This is a genomic window from Nitrosopumilus zosterae, assembly GCF_025998175.1.
Classification (GTDB): domain Archaea; phylum Thermoproteota; class Nitrososphaeria; order Nitrososphaerales; family Nitrosopumilaceae; genus Nitrosopumilus; species Nitrosopumilus zosterae.
In genome coordinates this window covers 940,883-961,456 of record NZ_AP026695.1, presented here as the reverse complement: position 1 = coordinate 961,456, position 20,574 = coordinate 940,883, and the positions used below count along the sequence as shown (strand labels likewise).

Annotated in this window: 33 protein-coding genes and 1 tRNA gene; 5 read left to right on the top strand and 29 right to left on the bottom strand. The window is 32.9% G+C overall.

The features are described from left to right. Positions 1-124: 124 nt before the first annotated feature. From OO712_RS05790 to psmA, 20 genes are all read right to left on the bottom strand, one after another. Positions 125-198, bottom strand: a tRNA-Asn gene (locus OO712_RS05790). A gap of 71 nt (positions 199-269) precedes the next feature. Then, entirely contained in the window at positions 270-557 is a 288-nt protein-coding gene (locus tag OO712_RS05785; protein WP_109875919.1) for a hypothetical protein, read from the bottom strand. Between the two features lie 17 nt (positions 558-574). Continuing rightward, on the bottom strand, positions 575-1,132 hold the full coding sequence (locus tag OO712_RS05780) for a 50S ribosomal protein L6 (protein ID WP_109875918.1): 558 nt from the start codon (positions 1,130-1,132) through the stop codon (positions 575-577). Beyond that, positions 1,122-1,514: a 30S ribosomal protein S8 gene (locus OO712_RS05775; RefSeq protein WP_109875917.1), complete on the bottom strand. Its 393-nt coding sequence runs from the start codon at positions 1,512-1,514 to the stop codon at positions 1,122-1,124. The genes OO712_RS05780 and OO712_RS05775 overlap by 11 nt, the downstream gene beginning before the upstream one ends. 6 nt (positions 1,515-1,520) lie before the next feature. Beyond that, positions 1,521-1,700 carry a 30S ribosomal protein S14 gene (locus tag OO712_RS05770; RefSeq protein WP_109875916.1) on the bottom strand — a complete coding sequence of 60 codons (180 nt, stop codon included), beginning with the start codon at positions 1,698-1,700 and terminating at the stop codon, positions 1,521-1,523. Beyond that, positions 1,700-2,221 carry a 50S ribosomal protein L5 gene (locus OO712_RS05765; RefSeq protein WP_109875915.1) on the bottom strand — a complete coding sequence of 174 codons (522 nt, stop codon included), beginning with the start codon at positions 2,219-2,221 and terminating at the stop codon, positions 1,700-1,702. Before OO712_RS05765 ends, OO712_RS05770 begins: the two co-directional genes overlap by 1 nt. 4 nt (positions 2,222-2,225) lie before the next feature. Continuing rightward, on the bottom strand, positions 2,226-2,942 hold the full coding sequence (locus tag OO712_RS05760) for a 30S ribosomal protein S4e (RefSeq protein WP_109875914.1): 717 nt from the start codon (positions 2,940-2,942) through the stop codon (positions 2,226-2,228). Then, positions 2,942-3,394, bottom strand: a complete 453-nt coding sequence (gene rplX / locus OO712_RS05755) for a 50S ribosomal protein L24 (protein WP_109875913.1) — start codon at positions 3,392-3,394, stop codon at positions 2,942-2,944. Before rplX ends, OO712_RS05760 begins: the two co-directional genes overlap by 1 nt. A 4-nt stretch (positions 3,395-3,398) precedes the next feature. Then, positions 3,399-3,821, bottom strand: a complete 423-nt coding sequence (locus OO712_RS05750; protein ID WP_109875912.1) for a 50S ribosomal protein L14 — start codon at positions 3,819-3,821, stop codon at positions 3,399-3,401. Continuing rightward, complete coding sequence (locus tag OO712_RS05745) at positions 3,821-4,144, bottom strand: 30S ribosomal protein S17 (RefSeq protein WP_109875911.1); 324 nt, start codon at positions 4,142-4,144, stop codon at positions 3,821-3,823. The genes OO712_RS05750 and OO712_RS05745 overlap by 1 nt, the downstream gene beginning before the upstream one ends. Next, positions 4,141-4,407, bottom strand: coding sequence for a ribonuclease P protein component 1 (locus OO712_RS05740; RefSeq protein WP_109875910.1), 267 nt, complete (start codon positions 4,405-4,407; stop codon positions 4,141-4,143). Before OO712_RS05740 ends, OO712_RS05745 begins: the two co-directional genes overlap by 4 nt. Continuing rightward, positions 4,404-4,610, bottom strand: a complete 207-nt coding sequence (gene rpmC, locus OO712_RS05735; protein ID WP_109875909.1) for a 50S ribosomal protein L29 — start codon at positions 4,608-4,610, stop codon at positions 4,404-4,406. Before rpmC ends, OO712_RS05740 begins: the two co-directional genes overlap by 4 nt. Beyond that, positions 4,607-5,362: a 30S ribosomal protein S3 gene (locus OO712_RS05730; protein WP_109875908.1), complete on the bottom strand. Its 756-nt coding sequence runs from the start codon at positions 5,360-5,362 to the stop codon at positions 4,607-4,609. The genes rpmC and OO712_RS05730 overlap by 4 nt, the downstream gene beginning before the upstream one ends. Before the next feature lie 2 nt (positions 5,363-5,364). Beyond that, positions 5,365-5,823 carry a 50S ribosomal protein L22 gene (locus OO712_RS05725; protein WP_109875907.1) on the bottom strand — a complete coding sequence of 153 codons (459 nt, stop codon included), beginning with the start codon at positions 5,821-5,823 and terminating at the stop codon, positions 5,365-5,367. Positions 5,824-5,828: 5 nt separating this feature from the next. Further along, the gene (locus OO712_RS05720) at positions 5,829-6,224 is read right to left on the bottom strand and encodes a 30S ribosomal protein S19 (protein ID WP_109875906.1); all 396 of its coding nucleotides are present in this window, start codon (positions 6,222-6,224) and stop codon (positions 5,829-5,831) included. A 44-nt stretch (positions 6,225-6,268) separates the two neighbouring features. Continuing rightward, positions 6,269-6,535 carry a 50S ribosomal protein L23 gene (locus OO712_RS05715; RefSeq protein ID WP_109875905.1) on the bottom strand — a complete coding sequence of 89 codons (267 nt, stop codon included), beginning with the start codon at positions 6,533-6,535 and terminating at the stop codon, positions 6,269-6,271. Next, positions 6,532-7,344: a 50S ribosomal protein L4 gene (rplD, locus tag OO712_RS05710; protein ID WP_109875904.1), complete on the bottom strand. Its 813-nt coding sequence runs from the start codon at positions 7,342-7,344 to the stop codon at positions 6,532-6,534. The genes OO712_RS05715 and rplD overlap by 4 nt, the downstream gene beginning before the upstream one ends. Continuing rightward, entirely contained in the window at positions 7,344-8,336 is a 993-nt protein-coding gene (locus OO712_RS05705; protein ID WP_109875903.1) for a 50S ribosomal protein L3, read from the bottom strand. The genes rplD and OO712_RS05705 overlap by 1 nt, the downstream gene beginning before the upstream one ends. A gap of 204 nt (positions 8,337-8,540) precedes the next feature. After that, the gene (locus tag OO712_RS05700) at positions 8,541-9,353 is read right to left on the bottom strand and encodes a putative RNA uridine N3 methyltransferase (RefSeq protein ID WP_109876243.1); all 813 of its coding nucleotides are present in this window, start codon (positions 9,351-9,353) and stop codon (positions 8,541-8,543) included. Between the two features lie 33 nt (positions 9,354-9,386). Further along, positions 9,387-10,124 (bottom strand): archaeal proteasome endopeptidase complex subunit alpha, encoded by a 738-nt coding sequence (gene psmA, locus OO712_RS05695; protein ID WP_109875902.1) that lies wholly within the window; start codon positions 10,122-10,124, stop codon positions 9,387-9,389. 193 nt (positions 10,125-10,317) lie between these two features. On the opposite strand from psmA, the gene OO712_RS05690 reads away from it, so the two are divergent. The 3 genes from OO712_RS05690 (at position 10,318) to OO712_RS05680 (ending at position 11,781) form a co-directional block, all read left to right on the top strand. Next, positions 10,318-10,686, top strand: a complete 369-nt coding sequence (locus OO712_RS05690) for a hypothetical protein (protein WP_109875901.1) — start codon at positions 10,318-10,320, stop codon at positions 10,684-10,686. Positions 10,687-10,745: 59 nt separating this feature from the next. Beyond that, entirely contained in the window at positions 10,746-11,162 is a 417-nt protein-coding gene (locus OO712_RS05685) for a DUF371 domain-containing protein (protein WP_109876242.1), read from the top strand. Between the two features lie 277 nt (positions 11,163-11,439). Then, entirely contained in the window at positions 11,440-11,781 is a 342-nt protein-coding gene (locus OO712_RS05680; RefSeq protein WP_109875900.1) for a hypothetical protein, read from the top strand. Positions 11,782-11,915: 134 nt separating this feature from the next. Here OO712_RS05680 and OO712_RS05675 read toward each other — a convergent pair whose 3' ends face one another. The 7 genes from OO712_RS05675 to bioA form a co-directional block, all read right to left on the bottom strand. Further along, on the bottom strand, positions 11,916-12,215 hold the full coding sequence (locus OO712_RS05675) for a hypothetical protein (RefSeq protein ID WP_109875899.1): 300 nt from the start codon (positions 12,213-12,215) through the stop codon (positions 11,916-11,918). A 324-nt stretch (positions 12,216-12,539) separates the two neighbouring features. Then, positions 12,540-13,190 (bottom strand): Snf7 family protein, encoded by a 651-nt coding sequence (locus tag OO712_RS05670; RefSeq protein ID WP_109875898.1) that lies wholly within the window; start codon positions 13,188-13,190, stop codon positions 12,540-12,542. A gap of 94 nt (positions 13,191-13,284) precedes the next feature. Then, positions 13,285-14,391 carry a redoxin family protein gene (locus tag OO712_RS05665; RefSeq protein WP_109875897.1) on the bottom strand — a complete coding sequence of 369 codons (1,107 nt, stop codon included), beginning with the start codon at positions 14,389-14,391 and terminating at the stop codon, positions 13,285-13,287. A 4-nt stretch (positions 14,392-14,395) separates the two neighbouring features. Beyond that, positions 14,396-15,130 (bottom strand): cytochrome c biogenesis CcdA family protein, encoded by a 735-nt coding sequence (locus OO712_RS05660; protein ID WP_109875896.1) that lies wholly within the window; start codon positions 15,128-15,130, stop codon positions 14,396-14,398. A 194-nt stretch (positions 15,131-15,324) separates the two neighbouring features. After that, a complete protein-coding gene (locus tag OO712_RS05655) occupies positions 15,325-16,458 on the bottom strand; it encodes an aminotransferase class I/II-fold pyridoxal phosphate-dependent enzyme (RefSeq protein ID WP_109875895.1) in 1,134 nt (377 codons plus the stop codon). Continuing rightward, on the bottom strand, positions 16,442-17,419 hold the full coding sequence (gene bioB, locus OO712_RS05650) for a biotin synthase BioB (protein WP_109875894.1): 978 nt from the start codon (positions 17,417-17,419) through the stop codon (positions 16,442-16,444). The genes OO712_RS05655 and bioB overlap by 17 nt, the downstream gene beginning before the upstream one ends. A 73-nt stretch (positions 17,420-17,492) precedes the next feature. Next, positions 17,493-18,776: an adenosylmethionine--8-amino-7-oxononanoate transaminase gene (bioA, locus tag OO712_RS05645; protein WP_264953971.1), complete on the bottom strand. Its 1,284-nt coding sequence runs from the start codon at positions 18,774-18,776 to the stop codon at positions 17,493-17,495. Positions 18,777-18,889: 113 nt separating this feature from the next. Here bioA and bioD point away from each other — a divergent pair, with 113 nt between their 5' ends. Next, positions 18,890-19,573: a dethiobiotin synthase gene (gene bioD / locus OO712_RS05640; RefSeq protein WP_109875892.1), complete on the top strand. Its 684-nt coding sequence runs from the start codon at positions 18,890-18,892 to the stop codon at positions 19,571-19,573. A gap of 4 nt (positions 19,574-19,577) precedes the next feature. Here the strand turns inward: bioD and OO712_RS05635 are convergent, their stop codons facing one another. Continuing rightward, positions 19,578-20,126 (bottom strand): hypothetical protein, encoded by a 549-nt coding sequence (locus OO712_RS05635; RefSeq protein ID WP_109875891.1) that lies wholly within the window; start codon positions 20,124-20,126, stop codon positions 19,578-19,580. A 38-nt stretch (positions 20,127-20,164) separates the two neighbouring features. After that, complete coding sequence (locus tag OO712_RS05630; RefSeq protein WP_263970041.1) at positions 20,165-20,287, bottom strand: hypothetical protein; 123 nt, start codon at positions 20,285-20,287, stop codon at positions 20,165-20,167. 121 nt (positions 20,288-20,408) lie between these two features. On the opposite strand from OO712_RS05630, the gene OO712_RS05625 reads away from it, so the two are divergent. Continuing rightward, positions 20,409-20,558 carry a hypothetical protein gene (locus OO712_RS05625; protein WP_200829014.1) on the top strand — a complete coding sequence of 50 codons (150 nt, stop codon included), beginning with the start codon at positions 20,409-20,411 and terminating at the stop codon, positions 20,556-20,558. The last annotated feature ends 16 nt before the right edge of the window (positions 20,559-20,574 follow it).

The window sequence follows — 20,574 nt, the reverse complement described above, 5'->3', positions numbered from 1 at the left end:
CTAAACTAATTACTATCAACCGATCAATATTTCTAAATTCGAATTTAGAAATATGTTGTTTTTCTATGGTGTTATCAAAGACATGAAACACAATATTTCAGATCTCAAGTTTAAAAATATGAGGCGCCTCCCAACAGACTTGAACTGTTGACCATCCGGTTAACAGCCGGATGCTCTACCACGCTGAGCTAGGGAGGCACAAGATTGTACCTTGGCAAAAGTGATTTAATCTTTCCGACTAGGCCATATAGAGTAATTAAATACAAGACTTAATTGAATTTTGCAAAAAATTCTTTGATCTCTTTTGCATGACTTTCAACTAATTCAATGATTTCTAGGTGTTCATCAGCTGTTGGTTCTCTTTGATGCACAATTTGAAATGCACTGAGTGCTGAACCCACCATCTCTCCAACAAAAAAACCACACAAAAAATCTCCTATGTTTGCACAATCCCATGTTTCTCCAACTCTAGGTGATGCTCCTGCAGATTTGTATAACTCTAGAGTCTGTTCAATCAAATCTGTTGTTTGTTTTGAAAATTCAGGATCAAGGGTCATTAGAAAAACTGGTGGTTTTACTTTTCTAAGCCTTTCTTTTTCTCAAAAGCATATATCCCATCTAAGAAAACCCTGTGGTCTTTATTTTTTACTTTGGTTTTTTGTTCGATATTTGCTGCAGTTTGAGTGATATCTGTCCATACTTCGCCTGTTAGAATTACATCTTCACCTTTAGGAATCACTTTGGTGTTTCCGACAATTTTTGTAATTCTTGGAGCTCTTTCTCCTTGGAAATTTTCAATTAGGATTTTTTTCCCTTCTACTTTTAATGTGATTGGAAAGTGTGCATAAACAATTTTCATTTTAATTGTATACCCTTCTACCAAGCCTTCGCAAATATTTCTAATGATAGATCTTGCTGTATGTAAAATTGCATAATCTTTATTTCTACTGCCTATGGTGTTTAAGATAACTTTACTTTCAGTAATCTCAAGATTTACTGGTATAGTTCTAAAGTTTTTGAAAGTTTTGCCAAGTGGTCCTACAAACGACAACATGTGTTTGTTTAATGTGATTTTAACGCCTTCTGGAATGATCACTTCGTCCTGAAATTTTTCCATTTGTTTAGTAGACATATCCGATTAAAAATCCTCCAATTCCTTTTTCTAATGCGTCATGATGGGACATTACTCCTTGATTAGTTGTAACAAGTAACATTCCTCTGTCGTATGCTGGTAAGTATTGCTGTTCCCAATTATTGTATTCGTCGTTTTTTACCTTGAATCTTGGAGAAATTGCTCCACATTTTGTAATTTTGGCCAATAATTTGATTTTGAATTTACCTCCCCTTTTATCATCAATATGTTCAAACTCTCCAATATATCCATCCTTTTGAAGTGTCTTTAAAACTTCGATTCCGAGTTTTGAAGTTGGAAGAATCACACAATCTCTTTTCCTTCTTGTTTCATTATTGTATAGTGTGACAAATAGATTTGCTAAAATGTTCGTTGCTGGCATGTTATATCACTTATTTTTCCTAAACCCTAAAGATGTTGCGACTTCTCTGAAGCATCGTCTGCATAGCATTAAATCATATTTTTGAATTACAGCTGTATAATCTCCGCATCTTTTACACCATCTTGAACCTCTGCCAAAATCATGCTTTTTTCTTCCAGTAGTCTCGTATGATCTATCTTTTGCCATTATGCTACTGTCACTCCGAATTCTTTTACTAGATAATCCTTTGCTTCTTGATTGCTGATTATGTGTTTTTTTCCGACACTTGCTTTGTGTTTACTTCTATTCCTAATTCCGTAACCTGGTCTTGTTAATGTGATTGAGATTCCTAAACCCAAAATTCCTATTTGCGGATCATATTTTACCCCTGGAATGTCTATGTGTTCTTTAATTCCAAATGAATAATTCCCAAAGTTATCAAATGATTTGCCATTGACTGTATTTCCTTTTGCTTCTAACAATCTTTTTAGTAGTTCTTTTGCGTCATCTCCACGAATTGTTACTGCTACACCTATTGGTTCGCCTTTTCTAACTCCCCAATCTCTTTGTGTTTCTTTGGCAGCTCTCGATGATGATTTTTTTCCTGATATTTGATCCAGTGCTTTTTTTGCAATGTTAATTGAATCTCCTGATTTACCTACTCCCATATTGAGAACTATTTTCTCGAGAGATATTTTTTTCATTATTGGTTCTGTTGTTTGAGACATATGATCACTTTATTTGAATAACTGGCTCTCCTTTACCTATTGACATAATGATGTCTGCTGGAATTTCGATTTTTCTTTCATCTAATGATAAGATAACTCTTTTTGGAAGAATGAATGTTCCTTCTTCGATTGTTTCTATTCTGCCAATTCTCCCGGTATTATTTCCACGTGTAACTAATCCGTGACTGCCTACTTCTAATTTTATTATTTCAAGTATTTTTACATCTGGAATTTGTATCAAGCATGTGTCACCAACATTTACTTTACTGTCTGAAATGATTGAACGTCCGTCATGAAATCCTATTTGTGTTTGGCCTTTGCCAATTGTAGTTTTGGTCGTGACTCTAACTAATTTTTTCGATTTCTCTGATTCGTTAATCTTTATCGGTTTTAGTAATTTCTCTTCGGTTGGAACCAGACGATAAATATCTGAAACATTTTCTAATTCTACTACATCCATTAATCCTATTGCATGATGTAATGATTTTCTTACAATCCCATCAACCTTTACTTTGCCCGAATAAATTGAAGCTTTTGCTTCTCTAAGACTAGTTACAATTTTTAACATATCTCTTAGAAATACTGCCGTTGGTACTGCGTGGTTCCTTTTATGTGGACCTGGTTTTACATTGATTACGAATCTTTTATCTTTTCTAGCAATTCCCCAAAACTGTGGGGCCATTTGACGTTTGAGTTTTTTACTTCCACTAATACTTACCATTAATTCTCATCTTCCTTTTTTTCTTTATTTGCTACTTTTGTTTCTTTAGTCTCTTCTTCAACTGGTTTATCTTTTACCTGTGTTTCTTTGGGTTGTTTCCTTGGATCTTTACCTTCTAGTTTTGAAATTCTCCACCTATCATCAGTACTAAGTGATGTTACTACCAGATTGGATGTGTGAATATAAACATCAAATTTGTCTCCTTTTGTTTTTTCTTTTTTGACTCCTTCAATTGCAACACTGCTCTTTTCTGTAGATACTTTGGATATTTTTCCTTCAACTCCTTTGAATTCTCCTCTAAGTATAGTTACGCTGTCTCCTTCAATAGCCCGAACACTTCTCTTGCCATATTTTTTACGAAGTTCTTTTGATAATGCACTTCCAAGTTGCTTACTTCTAGTTTGGAATGTTGCTTGATACATCATCTTGTTACGCATTTTTGTTGGCTTCATTTTCTTATACCACCATTGATGCCAAGTTAGCTACTCTTGGCCATTTTTCTGAAGCTTCTGCAGCTACTGGTCCTTTGATGTCTGTTCCTTTTGTTTCTCCTTCGGGCGTGATTAATACTGCTGCATTGTCTTCGAAACAAACTCTAACCCCGTTTAATCTACGAACTGCATATTTTTGTCGAACAATAACTGCGCCATACACTTGTTTTCTCAACTCTGCTGGCCCTTTCTTTACTACAACATTACAGAAATCTCCTACTGCTGCTGCAGGAAGTCGTGACACTCTTGTTTTATGTCTTGGTACATTGATGATCTCTAAAATTTTGGCACCTGAGTTGTCTGCACATACAATATTTGCTCCTACGGGTATTGAACGTGTGACATATGGGCGGAATTCTTCTACTCCCTTACCTGCTTGTTTTGCCATTATGATCTAACCTCTACAACTACATATGACACTGATTTTGATATCGGCCTGCACTCTGCAGTTAAAACATGATTTCCTGTTTCAACATTAATACATTCAGGTACATGTGCATGAATCGTACTTGTCCCTCTTGCATATCTCTTAAATTTGCTAAAATAAATTGGTGCATCTTTTTGTAACGTAATTGTTTGTCTTGCCTTACTTCCTGTCACTTTGCCATCAAAGAGCTTTCCTCTAATTGACAAATTTCCATGGAATGGACAATGTTTATCTGCACATTCTCCCTTTGGTTCTTTCACTTTTAATCCAATATTCCGTGTCATGCCTTATCTCCTATTCTATCAAATGGTCTTTTTGTAATTCTAGACCCTTCCACAATCACATCTTTATTCTCAATTGAAAATTTCCAATTGTTTGTTGATTTTGCAATTGATTTTATTCCTTTTTCTGTATTTATTGTAAACATCGATTTTGTTTCATTTATGATTCTTCCATTTAATCCTATAACTTGTGGATTTGTGGATTTAACAATCTCTGTATGTAATCCGATAAATTCATGTGATGTGATATTGTCTGCTGTGATCATTTCTCTTTCTTCATCTCGTTTATTCTAGTTAGCATCCTTGCAATATCATGTCTAAGAGGTTTTAGTTTACCACTTTCTTTTCTTAGAGTTCCTTTGGAAGCATCGACTCTGAGTTTTGCAAGTTCACTGCGTGCCTCTTGAATCTTGCTTTTAAGATCTTTTTCATTTAACTGCTTTATTGTCTTCATGCTTATCCTGGTCATTTGAATCTGGCCTCTTCTTCTTCTAGCGTTTCAAGCTCTTTCATTCTTTCTTCTTCTAGTGCAATTTGTTCTGATTCTGTTCTTGCTTTTGTCTCTGCTATAGTTTCATCTCTCATTTTTCCTGTGTCTTCATCTTTGACTTGTTTAATCTTCATTGCTTTTTGAGTCTTCATTTCAAATTCGGGAATTAATTTATCTTTTCTAGCAATTCTTATTCTAATTCCAATTAAACCCATGGCTGTTTTTACGTGTGCAATGTCTTCTGCAACTATTACTTCTGCATGGTGACCTGCTCTTGGTAAAATTCCTGCAGTGTGTTTCTCAAATGCAGAACGATCTCCTCTTAGTTTACCTGATATTGTAATTTGAACACCCATGGCACCATTTTCCATAATTTGTTTTAGTGTCCACATAGTTGCCCTTCTAAAAGCAGTTCCTCTCTCCAAATGTGCTGCCATTCTATTACACATGACGCTTGGAGATAACTCTGGTTTTTCAATTTCTACTACTGAAATTTGTGGATTTTTTAATCCAAAGTCTGATGCAAGTTTGTCTGTTAATGTTCTGATTCCAGAACCTTTTCTTCCAATAACTATGCCTGGTCTAGTTACATGTAATGCAACTCTGGTTCCTACTGGAGTTTTTGAAATCTCTGCATGAGAAAATCCTGCATCCTTAATTGCTTCTCTTAGATAGTCTTTCAGAAGCATCATGTTGTAGTTGTCTTTGATTACGTTTTTGACTGCTGACATTTCTAAATCTCCTGTGCCACCAATTCTACATGTGTCAGTACGTTGTTTTTGGGAGTTGCCCTTCCCATAGCTCTTGGGATGAATCTCTTAACAATTACTCCTTTGTGGACAGTGGCATTAATAATTCGTAATCTATCTAAATCCATTCCTTTGTATTCTGCATTTGATTCTAAATTATCTAAAACTTTGATAAACTCTTTTGCTGTTTTTTGTGGATAACGTCCTGACATCATTCCTGGATCTGATTTATGTCCTACTTGATTCTTATATCTTCTAAACGCAACCGCTCTTTTTTTGTTAACTACTGCAATTAGATAATCTCTTGCTTTTTCAATTGATAATCCTTTGATAGAAACAGCCACCTCACGTGCATGCTTGTGTGAAATATCTTTTTCTCGTAATGATGAACGTACGTGTTTTGTTGCATCATAATTTTGGAAAGCGTAATTGAATCTACCCATGATAATCACTTTAATGGTACGTAGAGACTGGATCTTGATGCACCAACACCAGGTGCGCCGTGTGAAACTCTCTTGTTTGTTATTACGTATTCTCCTAAATAATGCCCAATCATTTCTGCGGTAATACTTACTGGACGAAATTCTTTTCCTGAAAATACATTTACTGTAACACCCACCATGTATGGTAAAACAATCAAGTCTCTAACATGTGTCTTTATGGGATTTTTTACTTTTCCTGCTTTTGCAGCTTTGATCTCTTCAATCAATTTTCTCTTTCCATCGGTAATTCCTCTTGTAAGGGATCTTCTCTGTCTGGAATTGAATAATAGGAATAATTTTTCTAAGGACATGCTGTCAAGATCCTCTTTTGGAATGCCTCTGTATAGAAATTCTTTAACCAATCTTCTTCTCCTCTGTTAATGTACATTGAGCTTTGTGGTCCATATTATAGCATTCCTATCTTTGTCGCCAAATCTCTTGCTTTTTCTGTATTTTCGAATTGAACAAATGCTTTTTTACCATAAATTGTCCTTGCGGTGTTAACGTTAGTGACATTTTCTTTGTATAGTGCTTTTACTGCTTCGGCAATTTCTGGTTTACTTGCAGATCGTTCTACAATAAAACAAATTTTACTTTCGTTTTCTACCATGGCAAATGTTTTTTCTGTAATGTATGGTTTGAGAATGATTTTGTTTGCTTGATCTACGTTCATTGTGTTTTCACCATGACCTCTAAATGTGTTGATTTAATTTTTGCAATTTCTTCAATTGCCGATTTGGAATATACTGTTAATCTAATTGGATCTGAACCTGGAGCTAAATCTAATATGCTTAAGTCTTTGACACTTTTTGCTTCTACTCCTGGTAGCGCACCTATTGCCTTTTTGATATTTGAAGCATCTTTTGTAACAAACAAAACACTCTTTCCGATTTTTTTACTACGTCCTCTAAGTCTCGATTGTCCTGAACGTGGTCTTCTTGATTCTAATCTTTCTACATCTTGTGTGAGTTTTAATGCATCTAATACTTTGAAGATTTCATTTGTTTTTGACATTGATTCTATTTCGTCAGACACTATGATTGGGAATGATTCAATCCCGTCAATTTTATGGCCTCGTAATTTAACAAGTTCTTTTGAACCTGTTGCAGCTATTGCGGAGCATAATGCTAATTTGTTTTCTTTTTTGTTTAATTTTTTATAAATTACTTTACCTACAATTGGCGGATGTGCTTGTCTCCCGCCTCTGGTTGATGCAACTTCTGCACCTTGTCCTTGTCTTCCGCCACCTCCACCAGAACTTCTTGCAACACGTGCTACACCTTGACCTGTTGGTGGATCATTAGAATCTGCAACCACATCTTGACCTGCAGATGGATGTCTTCCCTGTGGTTGGAATTTATGTGAAGTTAAATTGGTAAAAGCTTTGTGAATCAATTCTCTTCTAAAAGGAGTTGAAAATACTAGTGGAAGCTCTATTTCGCCATCCTTTACTCCTGCTATTGAATAAGATGCTGTTTTCATTAAATTACGACCTCCAAAATGTTTGGCTTGGTAATTTTAACTGGCACATTTCTAATCTGACTTCTGAGTTTAATCAATCTTCTATATGTTCCTGGAACGGATCCTTTTAGAATAATAAAATCTCCTTTTACTAATCCAAAGTGTTTGTAGCCTCCGTCTGGATTGATTTTAATCTGCTCGTCATTTGTATTACCCATAATCATGATTCGTTTATCATATTCTATTCTTTGATGAAATCCCATTTGTCCTGCTCTTGGTACTGTATACATGACACTTTGTGGGGAAATTGGGCCAAGTGAACCTACCTCTCTAACTGTCTTTCTTGATTTGTGTTGTTTCTTTTTTACTCCCCATCTTTGAATAACTCCTTGCCATCCTTTACCTTTAGTGATTGCTGCAACATCTACACTTGCACCTGTTTCAAAAATCTGATCAATTTTGATCTCTTTTCCAAGTAATTCTTTGACATGAGTAAATTGTTTTTGTATGTCTCCTCCGCTAACTGAAGCTTCAAAGATGTAAGGTTTTTTCTGTTCTAAGCCTGCTGCACGTGGAGATACGGCAACAATTGCAAAAATCTCTTTAATTTTTCGAAGGGATTTTTCTGCATTGTCTAATGCACCTTCTTTGTTTTTCACTGTAATTTCTTTTGAAATGTATTTTGGAATATCTTCTGCATATACATCAAATTCTGCATGCATTCCATCATGATCTTTTGAGTATCCTCTAATACCTAGAATTAATACCGGTGGTGTAACTAGAACTGTTCCAAGGCTTACAAGTTGTTTTCCTGCATTTGGAACTTTTTCACGATCATCGATAGTTACTATTTGTACACACCCTGCTTTGAAACCACAATGAGCTAAAATCTTTGGTTCTTCTGAATTTAATTTTGGCCATGATCTAATTCGTGCCTCCATACTTTTAGCACGTATTCTAGGTGAATATGCAAGACTTCCTCTACGTGGTTGATGGTTCTTTCTAGCGCCCATGGATAAAACGCGTCTCGATTTCCCTCTATTAAACCATGTGAGACTTCGTTAACCACTAGAAAAATACTGGTTAACCATATATGCCTAAAATGTTATGGCTTTATCAAATCTGATGCACTATTCCAAATAGTAATTCCGCCAATTATAATTCCTACAACTCCTAATGCAATAGCCAACAATAAGAAATTTTTTCTTTCTGCCATTTTATGAAGTACTTTGGGCATTAATTATTGCCAATGTTCCTAACAATGCTTCTTCTAACCGTATAGTTTCGGTGGCTTGATTGGGGAAAAAATTCAATGATTTTGCATTTTGAACATTTTTCATTTTTCCGCCAAGAATTTCGTGAATCCCTTTTTCGGGAGATCCAAAAACTATGAGTGTGGGTTGTTCTGATTTTATATATTTGGAAATCTGTTCTTTTGTCGCAGTTTTACCTTTTCTGGATGTGATGATTACATTTCCTTTCCATTCTGTCAATACTGAAAATAAATTTGCTCTCTCTTTGACAGAATATCCCCAATATGTTTTAACTTCGCTTTTGCCTATCTCTTTTACAGATAATTTTGGAAACCCTTCTTTAAATTGAACTGTAACTCTTTTACCAATTGACGTCTTGCCAAAAAATGGGATTAGTTGATTTATTCCTACATCAACAAATCTTTTACCTTTCACACTGATTACAATTCCTTCTCGTATATCTCCTACATTGATTTTTTTGGAATTTACTGGAGTTATGTGGCTTGGAATTTTTAGTGGTTGCAAAACTCCTGCAAATTTTAAATCATTTATTTTTGGAAATAACCTTCTTCTCAAAAACTGTGGTGTCTCTAAATATTTTAAAATCATCACCATTAGACTTCCATCTGTTCTGTTATTTCCTTCTTGATAGACATATATCGTATCAATTTTAAAAATGGCACATGCTCTTGCAAGAACAGAAATTTTCCTCGTTTTATCTATCTTAAGCGATTCATCCGATAATGCTGATTCTGGGATTGCAACAGATAGTTTCAACGTAATTTGATCTCTCCAAACCACTCAATGTAATTATTTTTGGTCGTGTGGATATTTTTCTCTTGCAGTTTTTGCATAATTTGCAATTTGCTCATCTGAAACTAATTCGTACAACTCAGTTTCTGTTTTAATATGTGCCATTCTGATATGGCTTGTCCCTTCTTTATCTTCACTTGACAGATAAATTCCAGCAGCGGCTAACGTTGCTGCTTCATCTAGTGAAAGATCATCTTTGTATGTTTTTTCTAAAAAGTCTGTAACTTGATCTGAACCTGAACCAATTGCAATTGCATCATATGATATGTAAGTTCCACTAGGATCTGTTAGATACAATTGCGGTGTATTATTTACAACTCCCCCAAGAATCAGCGCAACCCCATATGGTCTTACTCCTGCGTATTGCGTGTATTGTTGGCATTGATCCGCTAGGTGTTTTGCAATAGTTTCAACTTCAACTGGTTCATCATAAATCATTTTATTACTTTGAGAAAAGAATCGTGCATTATCTACTTGACTTCTTGCATCTGGGATGTATCCTGCTGCGGCCACTCCTACATGATCATCAATTTGAAAAATCTTTTGAGCAGTGTTTGAGATTTGTAATTTTCTTGGTTTTTCTTCTACTGCAATAATTATGCCATCTTTACATTTAACACCTACGGCAATTGTCCCTCTTCGTACCGTCTCTATTGCATACTCTACTTGATATAATCTGCCATCAGGCGAAAATACAGTAATTGCTCTATCGTAACCTTGTTGTGCAGGAAGCATTTGATTCCAATGCTTTGAATGTACAATTTAAACCGTACTCTGAGAAATATTTCGCTACTTTAACTAGGCTCGAAAAAACACTGATCGTTTTTGTTATTTTGCAAAAAATTGATTTTACATATAATATCTTGTATATCAAAATAAAATACCCAGTATTTTATTAAAAATTTTACACAATTCTAGATCCTAGAAAATGAATCCTATGTTTGGTTTTACAATTGGCGGTTTGATGATGATAGCAGTAATCATGGTTATTGCATTTTCGATAATTGGCTCATTTACTTCAGTGTCTTCTGAAAAATCTTTAGTAAAAGAAGTAAATTCTGCATTAAATATGGATGAACCAAAAATGTGTCTGAAATTTGATAATCCTCAAGAATGTATTGGTAATTTTGCATACATGAAACGAAGTCCACAAATATGTTTGGACTATCTTGAAGAAGAAAATCAATATGAGTGTCTAAGTAAATTCTTTCGAAAATTTCAAGATAGAGTTTGTAATTATGTATCTGCTGATTTTTATGATAAATGTACTATAGAAGCACAAAAATGGAAACAATGAAATGTGATTTAAAATAATTTTCATGAACGTTTAATTTGAGTTTTTTTTATTCAAGTATTGTGAAATTTGAAATTGAATTTTTTGGACATGAAAATATTAGATCCAACCATCAAAAAACTATTGAAATTACAAAAGAATCTCATTTAACTCCTCAAGGGGATTGCATTGTGGGTGTAAATGCAACATCCAGTTGTGCTGATTTACCATTAGAGTTAAAAAATAAATTAAAAAATTCTAATTCAAAGATAAAATTCACTATTAGTGTAGGTGATGATGAATTTATTTTAGAAGGAAGAGGGCATCCAGAATTGATCCTTGCTCATACTAAAGACATTGTAATACGAAAAAGTGATTTTATTTGTCCTAGAACTTTGGCAATAAAATGTGATAAGGCATCTGATTTGTTGCCCAGGACGATGGTATCTTTATTACAAAATCCAAAAACAAAAGGTACTTTTACTATTGATATTGATTGAAACTGTCACAATTTTATATTGACTCATTTTATTTTAAACATGGGTCTTAAAACTAAAATTTTTGTTTTGATTCCGTTGATTGTTTTTGCAACCATAATTTTTGGATTTGGCATGTATAACACCTTGTGTAAAACTACTACCATTCCATTGCCTTGTTAACCAAACTCCATTCATTGTTTGAATTTTTCAATCAGTATCAAACAATTTCTAATTTTCTCTATTTTAGTTAATTCTGGTTTAGCATGATTCTCTTAAAGTATTAGGTAATAGGTTATTTATGATAAAAACCACTATTGAGTTACCGATTTCTGATAACCTTTCAGATGCAGAATTAAAAAAGATTAAAGAATATTTCAAAGAAATGCCTGTAAAAGAAATTCTTACAGGTTTAAAATTCGCAAAAAACCGATGGTCTGCGAAAGATGCGGGAACTCTTAAGGTTGGAAGAAAAAGCATTATTCAAAAAGAAGTTCATTCTGTTACTGCCGAGCAAGCTCAATGGAGACTAAAAAATTGGAAGATGATGATAGCAAATTATCGTCGACGTGGATACAGCTACCCTACAATTTCTAGAATAAAGAAAATATTAATTCAAAAAAGTAAAAAGAAGTCAAAGTAATTCTTTTCGAATATCTTAGATATGTTTTAACAGATTGCTTTATTCATTATGATTTTTCTTCTTCACTTTACATTTTAATTCCATTCTTGTTTTTACAATTTATTCTATTTTTAGAATAAGAAAAAATCTTATCATTAATTTGATAAGATTGATAGAATTGGCATTGCATCCCATTGGTACATTTCATAAGTTAGTATTCCTGAACAAATCTTTTCATATTTTTTGAAAAATTCTTTTGCTTCTTGTTCTGTAGCCTCAAAAACTGCCATAGATGAAACTTGATTATCAAATGCACCTGACCACATTATTTTTCCATGTGATTGCCATTCATCCACAAGAGTTGATATTTGGGAGGTTATCATTTCAAGATCAACTGGTTTTGTTTCTTTTTGTATGCTGCTTACTAATACCCAAGGCTTTGTTTCTTGATTCATATTTTTTATAATGCAATTTTTGTATTAAACATGATGATTGATCCAGTTTTTTGTTATATGTCTGTGAAATGAAATCATAAAAACCATGAATCTATTATCATATAATATGAAAATGTAATTTCAGACATCTATAATAATTTCATAACTTCAATAATGTTGGTCTTGTATGTTTGGTCTATCATACCTTACGAGTCATCCAAGACTAAAATCATTGGAAAATTGGAATTTACAAGTCTTCATTCTGCCCGATCAAGAAGTATTTCTATTGGCACTTTTGGTCACAAACCAATTTCCAGTGATTTTTATTTCAAATCTATATAATTTCTAGATGAAAATATCTGATTTTCTCTCAACAATTTGTTTTTTCAGACTATCTGGAACATCTGGGATTGATGATTTGGTTTGACCTGCAATTACATTATGTGCTTCTTCAAGAATTGCCAATGTGTCTGCATTTGTTTCAGTACCCATATTCATAGCATCTCCCATGTTTACTGATGAGCCTGACATCACATCACCAAGTATTTGTGACAAATCTTGCATTGAAGCATTGGCCTCTGGCATTATTCCATTAAGTGACGGACTAAGACCTTTAATGATTGACATACATGGACTAAGTGTTACTACTACATCTCCCAATTCCGATACTGTGTCTAGTCTAAGTTTGACCTGTTCCATTGAAAGTTTGGCACCGCTTACCATGTTTTTCATTTTTCTAACTTGAGTTAATTCTCCTGCATATGCTTGTGCATAACTGGGTTTGTTGTTTCTTTGTGCATTTACTATCTTCTCAAAGATAATATCGTGTTTTTTCTGCAATTTTTCATTTATTGATTCTAATTTTGAAATTTGAAATTGTAATTTTTTTTGTGCAAAGTCAATTTTGTTCTTTAATGGCTCGTCTGGTTTTACCCTTCCCATTACTTTTTGAGATATGCTTTCTCTTTCTGCTTTATTCCATGAATTGCTTATCAAACCTTAATTTCCTCAATATTGATGAAAATTTTTGTTTTAAAGAGGTTTGTCACCACTGATACTGTAACTGGAGTGACAAGAGGCTTCAGATACACTATCCAAAAGTAAATGTAAATATTTGAAATCCCTTTCCTACAACCTTAATTTCCATAGTGTGTGAAGAACTAATTTCACTGCTAATTATGTTGTATAATCCTGGTTCTGAAACTGTTATTTTATTTTCAAATATGATGTCTTTACCTGAATACTTTGATGGCAGCGGTTCCCCATCAAGAAATATCTCTAGTTCTGCATTATTTGCAGTAACTAGATTTACTTCTTTTGCGTTGTAAAGTAATTTGATTGATCCATTTGCAGATGCCAATTCCATACTATCTTCATGATTTTTCCAATTTCCTATTGGGTAAAACTTGTGTAAATCAATTTTATCCGGTTCTGAATAACTTACAATTTTTTCTGGTTGAAATCCTTCATCACTTCCTAACTGATTTCTATTCTGAGCAAAATTGTAACCAAAATACAATTCAGGCGTTCTGAACATTGTATGTTCAAATTCTTCTAATTCTACAAGTGGTCCAGATGATGCCATCTGAATTCCAAGTGATGCATCGCGTTCTTCTAAAAGCTGTTGAATGATTTTTTCAGTTTCCTGATATCCGCCTTCGCCAATGTGATCATATCTTATGTATCCTTCATGATCTGCAATGTACTTTCTTGGCCAATATCTGTTCTCAAAAGCTTTCCATGTTTCCATATCGTTATCCATCACGACAGGGTATTCTATACCATATTTTTCAATTGCCATTTTGACATTTTCAGGATTTTTTTCAAATTCAAATTCTGGTGAATGAATTCCTATTACTAACAATCCCTGTTCTTCATATTTATCGTCCCATGCAGTGATGTAAGGTAGTGTTCTTACACAATTGATACAACTGTATGTCCAAATATCATAAAGCACCACTTTATTTTCAATTTGTTTTTTTAATTCTTCTGGAGTGGTGTTCAAGTAATGTGATATGCCTACTAAATCTGGAGCCATTTTGAATCTTGATTTGTCAATTTTATCAAGTGTTTTTGCTTCCTGAATATTTGCTGTTTCAGATTTTTCATCTAAAGTTGAGAAAGTAATACTTATAATCACAAGTCCCATGGCTATCACAATTCCTAAGATTAACGCAGTTTTAATTTCCGATTTCAAATGATCACCCTAAAAATAATAATTCGTTAAGAAGTGGAAAATTTGCAATATATGCTAATTGATTTGTGAAAACCAAAATTCCTAAAATCATAATAAACCCACCTAATACTAAATTGTAATATTTCAGGTGTTTGCTCATAGAACGAATAATTCTGGTTGCCCTAGAATAAAATACTCCGATCAAAATGAATGGAATTCCTAATCCTAAGGAGTAAACTAATAGTAAATTAAATGCAACAGATGGAGTTGTTGCAGCCAGTGTAAGTATTGTGCCTAATATTGGACCAACACATGGTGTCCAACCTGCAGCAAATGCTAATCCAAAAACAAACGACATAGGATAACTTGCTTTTGATCTTTTAGGAAAGAATTTTTTTTCTATATTTAATTTATTGATCTTTGTTGAAAGAAGTAAAAATATTCCAAATCCTATGATGATAATTCCTCCTACTTGATTTAACACACCTACAAATTCTTCAGCTGCTGTTCCTAGTACACTGTTAATAATTACTCCTAATATTGAGAACACCACTGAAAATCCTAGAACAAAGAATACTGAATTCAAAACAATGTTGGTTCTGTTTATAGTGAATACTTTGGCATTTCCTGCTTGATTTAATTCTGTAAGTGTTGTTCCTGAAATATATGCCAAAAATGCCGGTATCATTGGTAAGATGCATGGAGCTACAAATGATCCTAATCCTGCAAGTGCAGCTATTGCCAGATTGATCTCACTCATGCATTAAATGTACTATTTTTCCTTTAAAGCATTCTTCCAAATTACTCGATAAACCTACAATCCGTTTTTATCTAGGTCATTGTAACTTTTAGTGTGAATAAGCGATTTATCTTAGTGGGTATTGCCTTGGGCATAGTAATCACACTAGCTGTAATTATTGGTTCTCCTGCTATTGGTGGATTTGATTCTATGCGCTAGTTGCAAAATTTTCTAAATGCTTTCTCGAAAATTTCAAGCGATCTTTCAATGTCTTTATCTGACAGCCATGCTGTGACCGAAATTCTTAATCTTGCCTTGTTTTTGGGAACTGTTGGATATCTAATTGGTTGGGCAAAAACTCCTCTGTTCATCAAGAATTCTCCAAACTCTATAGCCTTTTTTTCATCTCCTATGATTATTGGAATTATATGAGTGGTGGAATTGATTTCAAATCCAATTTGCTTTAATCCTTTAATTAATTTTCTAGTATTTCTTTCTAGTTTTTTCTTTCGTTCTTCTCTATTTGATTTGAACCTCTTTATTGAATATTCAATTAAAAATGAAGGAAGCGCTGATGTGTAAATGAATGATTTTGATTTATTTATGCATAAATCAATTACATTATTTTTTGATGCAACATACCCTCCAAAAGATCCTAGACCTTTACTTAGACTGCTTATGTATAAATCAATTTTCTTTTCTACATTAAAATAACTTGGAGTTCCACTTCCATCTTTTCCAACAACAAAATCACCGTGTGCATCATCTACTATTGTTATTGCATTTTGTTTTTCTGATAATTCTGATATTTGTTTTAATGACGAAAAATCTCCATCCATGCTGAATATTCCTTCAGTAATTACGAATTTGTTATTTACTTTTAATTTGAGTTTTTTTTCTAAATCTTGCATATCATTATGTTTGTAAATAATAATTTTTGAATCAGTAAGCTTGCATGATTCAATAATGCTTGCATGATTTAACTCATCACTTAGAATGATGTCTTTTTTCTTGGCAATAGCACTTATTGCACCTAGATTTGCCATATATCCTGTAGGGTATACCAGACTGTTTTGTTGTGATTTATGTTTTGCAAGAATGCTTTCTAATTTTTTATATGATTCATCGTTTCCTGATACTAATCTTGAACTTGATTGAAGTTGATTTATTTGAATTTGTGATGAATGTATCCCTAAATAATCATTTGAGCATAAATTCAATAATTTTTTATTGTTGATGATTATGTGAGGCCCTTTGGATTTTCCATATCGTAATTTTCTATAAAGATTCAGTCGTTTTAGATTTTCTAATTCAGAATCAACAAAGTTTAGTTTATGATTGGAGGCCAATTTTCTCTATTAATTCTCGGTCTTTTTTAGCCTCATTTCCTCCCATAGTTAGATACCCTTCAGTGATTATTCCGTTGGCACCACTTTGGAGAAGTTCCTCTCCAGAATCTTCCAGTTTTGATTCTCGACCGCCAGAAATTTTGATTACTGATTCAGGTAGTAAAAATCGTATAACTGAAAAAATTCTAACTATTTCAGAATTTGGAAGATCTGTTTGTAATTCTAATGGAGTTCCGGGCATTGGAACTAGAATGTTGATTGTTACTTCTTCTGGATATAGTCTTCCTAATTCAAGTGCCAATTCCAGTCTCTGTTCTCGTGTTTCTCCTAATCCGATAATCCCGCCAGTACACAATTCTAATCCTGCGTCTCTTGCAATTTTCAATGTTTTCAATCTGTCTTCATACGTATGTGTTGTACATATTTCGGGAAATTTTGATTTTGCAGTTTCCAAATTATGATTGTATCTTTTGACTTTAAGTTCTTTTAGTTTTTTTGCTTGTTCTGGTGTTAGAAATCCTAAACTACACTCCACATTGATCCCTACTTTATCATTGATCTCACTTATAATTTTACAAACTTTTTCAAAATCCCTAGTTGTTGGTTCTCTCCAAGCTGCAACAAGACAATATGATTCCGCACCATCCTCTTTAGCTTTTTGCGCTTTACTTACTACATCTTCAGGTGAAGGTAATTGATATGTATCTATACCTGTGTCAAAAAATGCCGATTGTCCACAAAATGTACAGTCTTCACTGCATGCATTTTTTTTGATATTGTTTAATTGTTCAACATCTACTTTATTCCCGTTGAATTCACGAGTTATTTCATTTGCACACTTTGCTAATTCTTTTAATTTTTCATCTTGTATATTCAATAATTTTTTTGCGTCTTCTGAAGAAATACTGATTCCTGAAAATACTTTTTCTTGACACTCTTTGATAAATTCATATGCACTCATAATTGGAATAATAAATATTCCATTTATAACAATAATGGAAAGGTTAACCTTTCTTTATCCTGGGGGTTAACGGTCAAATTACTTGTGCTCTTGCAGCTTTTATGGTTAAAATTGTCTTCTCTAAGAGTAATTCTAGTTCTTTTTTAGTAATGGCCAATGGAGGCACTATCATTACAATATTTCCAAGAGTTCTAAGATAGATTCCATGTCTTTTCCCTTCTTCAAAAAATATTTTGTTTATTGACTTTTTAGGATGTATTGGTGTTTTTTTCTTTTTGTCTGTGACTAATTCTATTCCCATTAGCATTCCTTTATGTCTAATGTCTCCCACAATATCAATTTCCAAAATTTTTTGATAGTATTTTTCAAAAATTTTAGATGTGCTTTGAATTTTTTCAATCAATTTGTATTTTTTATACATCTTTAGATTTTCTAATGCAACGGCTGCGGCAATCGGATTACCAGTATATGTATGTCCGTGAAAGAGATGTTTCCAATCATTGAATTCACCTAAAAACGAATCATATACTTTTTTGCTTGTTAATGTTGCAGCCATTGTGAGATAGCCCCCCGTTAACATTTTTCCATATGCTACTATGTCTGGTGTGTTTTTTTGTTCCTGAAATTGAAACATTGAACCTAATCTTCCAAAACCTGTAGCAATTTCATCTAATACAAATATTACATCATATTCCTTACACAATTTATTTATTTTATTTTGAAACCCTTTTGGATAAATGATCACTCCACCTGCAACTTGTGCTCCACTTTCCATGATAAACGCCGCAATGTTGTTCCTTTTTGCAAATTCATTCTCTATTTTTTCTAAACAATGATTTTGATAATCTAAAAAAGTAAATCCTTTTGGAACTCTATATTTGTTAGGTACCGGAAATTGCAATGTTGTAAATAATTGTTTTTTGAACTTACCAAAAAATTCTGGAACATATCCTACTGACATTGCCCCAAATGTATCTCCATGATATCCGTTTTCCAACGTTGCGATTTTTGTTTTATTTTTCTCTCCTATGTTCTTCCAATATTGTAATGCCATTTTGATGGCAATTTCCATTGCTGAAGAACCATTATCTGAATAAAACACCTTGTGCATTTTTGGAGAAATCTTCACAAGATATTCAGCTAATTTTTCTGCAGGTTCATTAGTTAAATTAAACATTGAGGAATGCTGTAGTTTTTTACTTTGATTTGTAATTGCATTTATTAATTCTTGATTTGAGTGCCCCCAAACATTACACCACATTGATGCTACCGCATCTAGTGTTTTGTTACCTTTTGAATCTCTTAACCATACTCCTTTTGCACTAGTAATTTCATCAAACAAACTCCATTCTTTCATCTGTGTATTTGGATGCCAAACAAAACTTGTATTTTTCAAACAAACCTGTTATTTCTGATCTTCTTAATAATCAAACGATAAGATTAATCAATTATGATTCTAAATGATATCTAGTGAAATCTTTCTTTATTACTGGGACTGATACTGATGTTGGTAAAACATATGTGACTGCAGGATTGGCAGTGACACTAAGAAAGATGGGGATTGACGTTGGCGTGATGAAACCTTTTGCTGCCGGCGTGGTTCAAAAGAATGGATTCAAATCCGAAGATGTTGAAATTTTATCAAACGCTGCAGGTATAAGCGATCCTGAAAATTTAGTAAACCCTCAATTTTTCCCTATTCCAGCTTCGCCCTACACTGCTTCAAGGATGTTAAAAATTAAACCGAAAATTGCAACTGTGTTGAATAGTTTCAAAAAATTATCTCAACTTCATGAATTAATTCTAGTTGAAGGAATGGGCGGGATCCTGACTCCAATTAAGAAAAATTACTATGTTTCCAGTTTGATTAAAGACATGAATATTCCCACAGTTATTGTTGCTAGTAGTAGAATTGGAACCGTAAATCATACATTAATGACTTGTATTATGTGCAAAAATTATAAAATCCCCATTAAAGGAATTATAATTAATAATTTTGAAAAGGGTTATTCTATATCTGAATTAAAACAAGATATAGAAAACCTAACCGGTGTTAAAGTGTTAGGTTCAATTCCATTCATTAAAAATATGAGTGATTCTTCATTGAATAGAATATTTACAAAAAATCTAGATATGAGAATTTTTCTAAAATAATTATTCAAATTCGTAAAATTTTAAATTTGTTTATTCCACCTACATTACTAAACTGTGCAATCTCAAAGATAATTTTTGAAAATGAATTATTTTTTTTAGATAATATGAATGATCTTTTTTTAATGGGTATGTTTTTTGATAAAACTAGCCAAATGTTTTCTTTTTCATGTTGAATCTTTTCTAATAGAGATATTTTTTCATTAATTGTGTTAACATCTGAAGATTTTAGTATGCAAATTAGTAAAGTCTTTTTTTGGTCTTTTTCTAAAGTTTTAATGTCTGGAATTACAATGTCTATCTCTATTCCTTTATAATTTATTTTTCTTTGACTGGTGATTAGAGCATTTGTAAGTAAATAATGCAGTAATCCTGTTGCTAAAATTCCAACTGCCTCTTCTTTTTCTCCCATTGAAACGATTTTATCATAACAATTTTCTGTCACATCCTCAATTATTTGATCAAATTTTTTCTCAGAAATTAATTTGGGAATGATTTGTGAATTGTTAATATATTCAAATATGTATTCCTTAATTGGATTACCATCTTCAACCAATTTTCTATTATGCTAAGATTATTTTCCTGTATTTGGGTTTATCCTGAAATTAATTCTATTTTTCCTATTGGATGTTTTGAAAGTTCATTGTGTATTTTGGCAGTAGGTTTTTCTCTAAAAGTCAAATCACATCTATAACATTTCCACGCTCTAGAATTCATAACTTTACTCTCTTTTTAATTATAATAAGGTGGTGTGTGTTTGATAAAATAATCCTTAATCGTTAAAAATCTATCAAATTCAATTAAAGACAGGCTTAATTTAGGATAAACTGGGTTACAAATGATGATTAGAATAGAGGATAAAAGGCATAAGGAATTATTAAAACAAAAAGAGGAATTGGAAAAGAATCGCCCTCATGATATTACTGCAATGAGAGGATGGAAACATTCTATGAGTAAAATATTACAAGAATTAGAATTATTCAAGTAACAACACCTTATGTCCT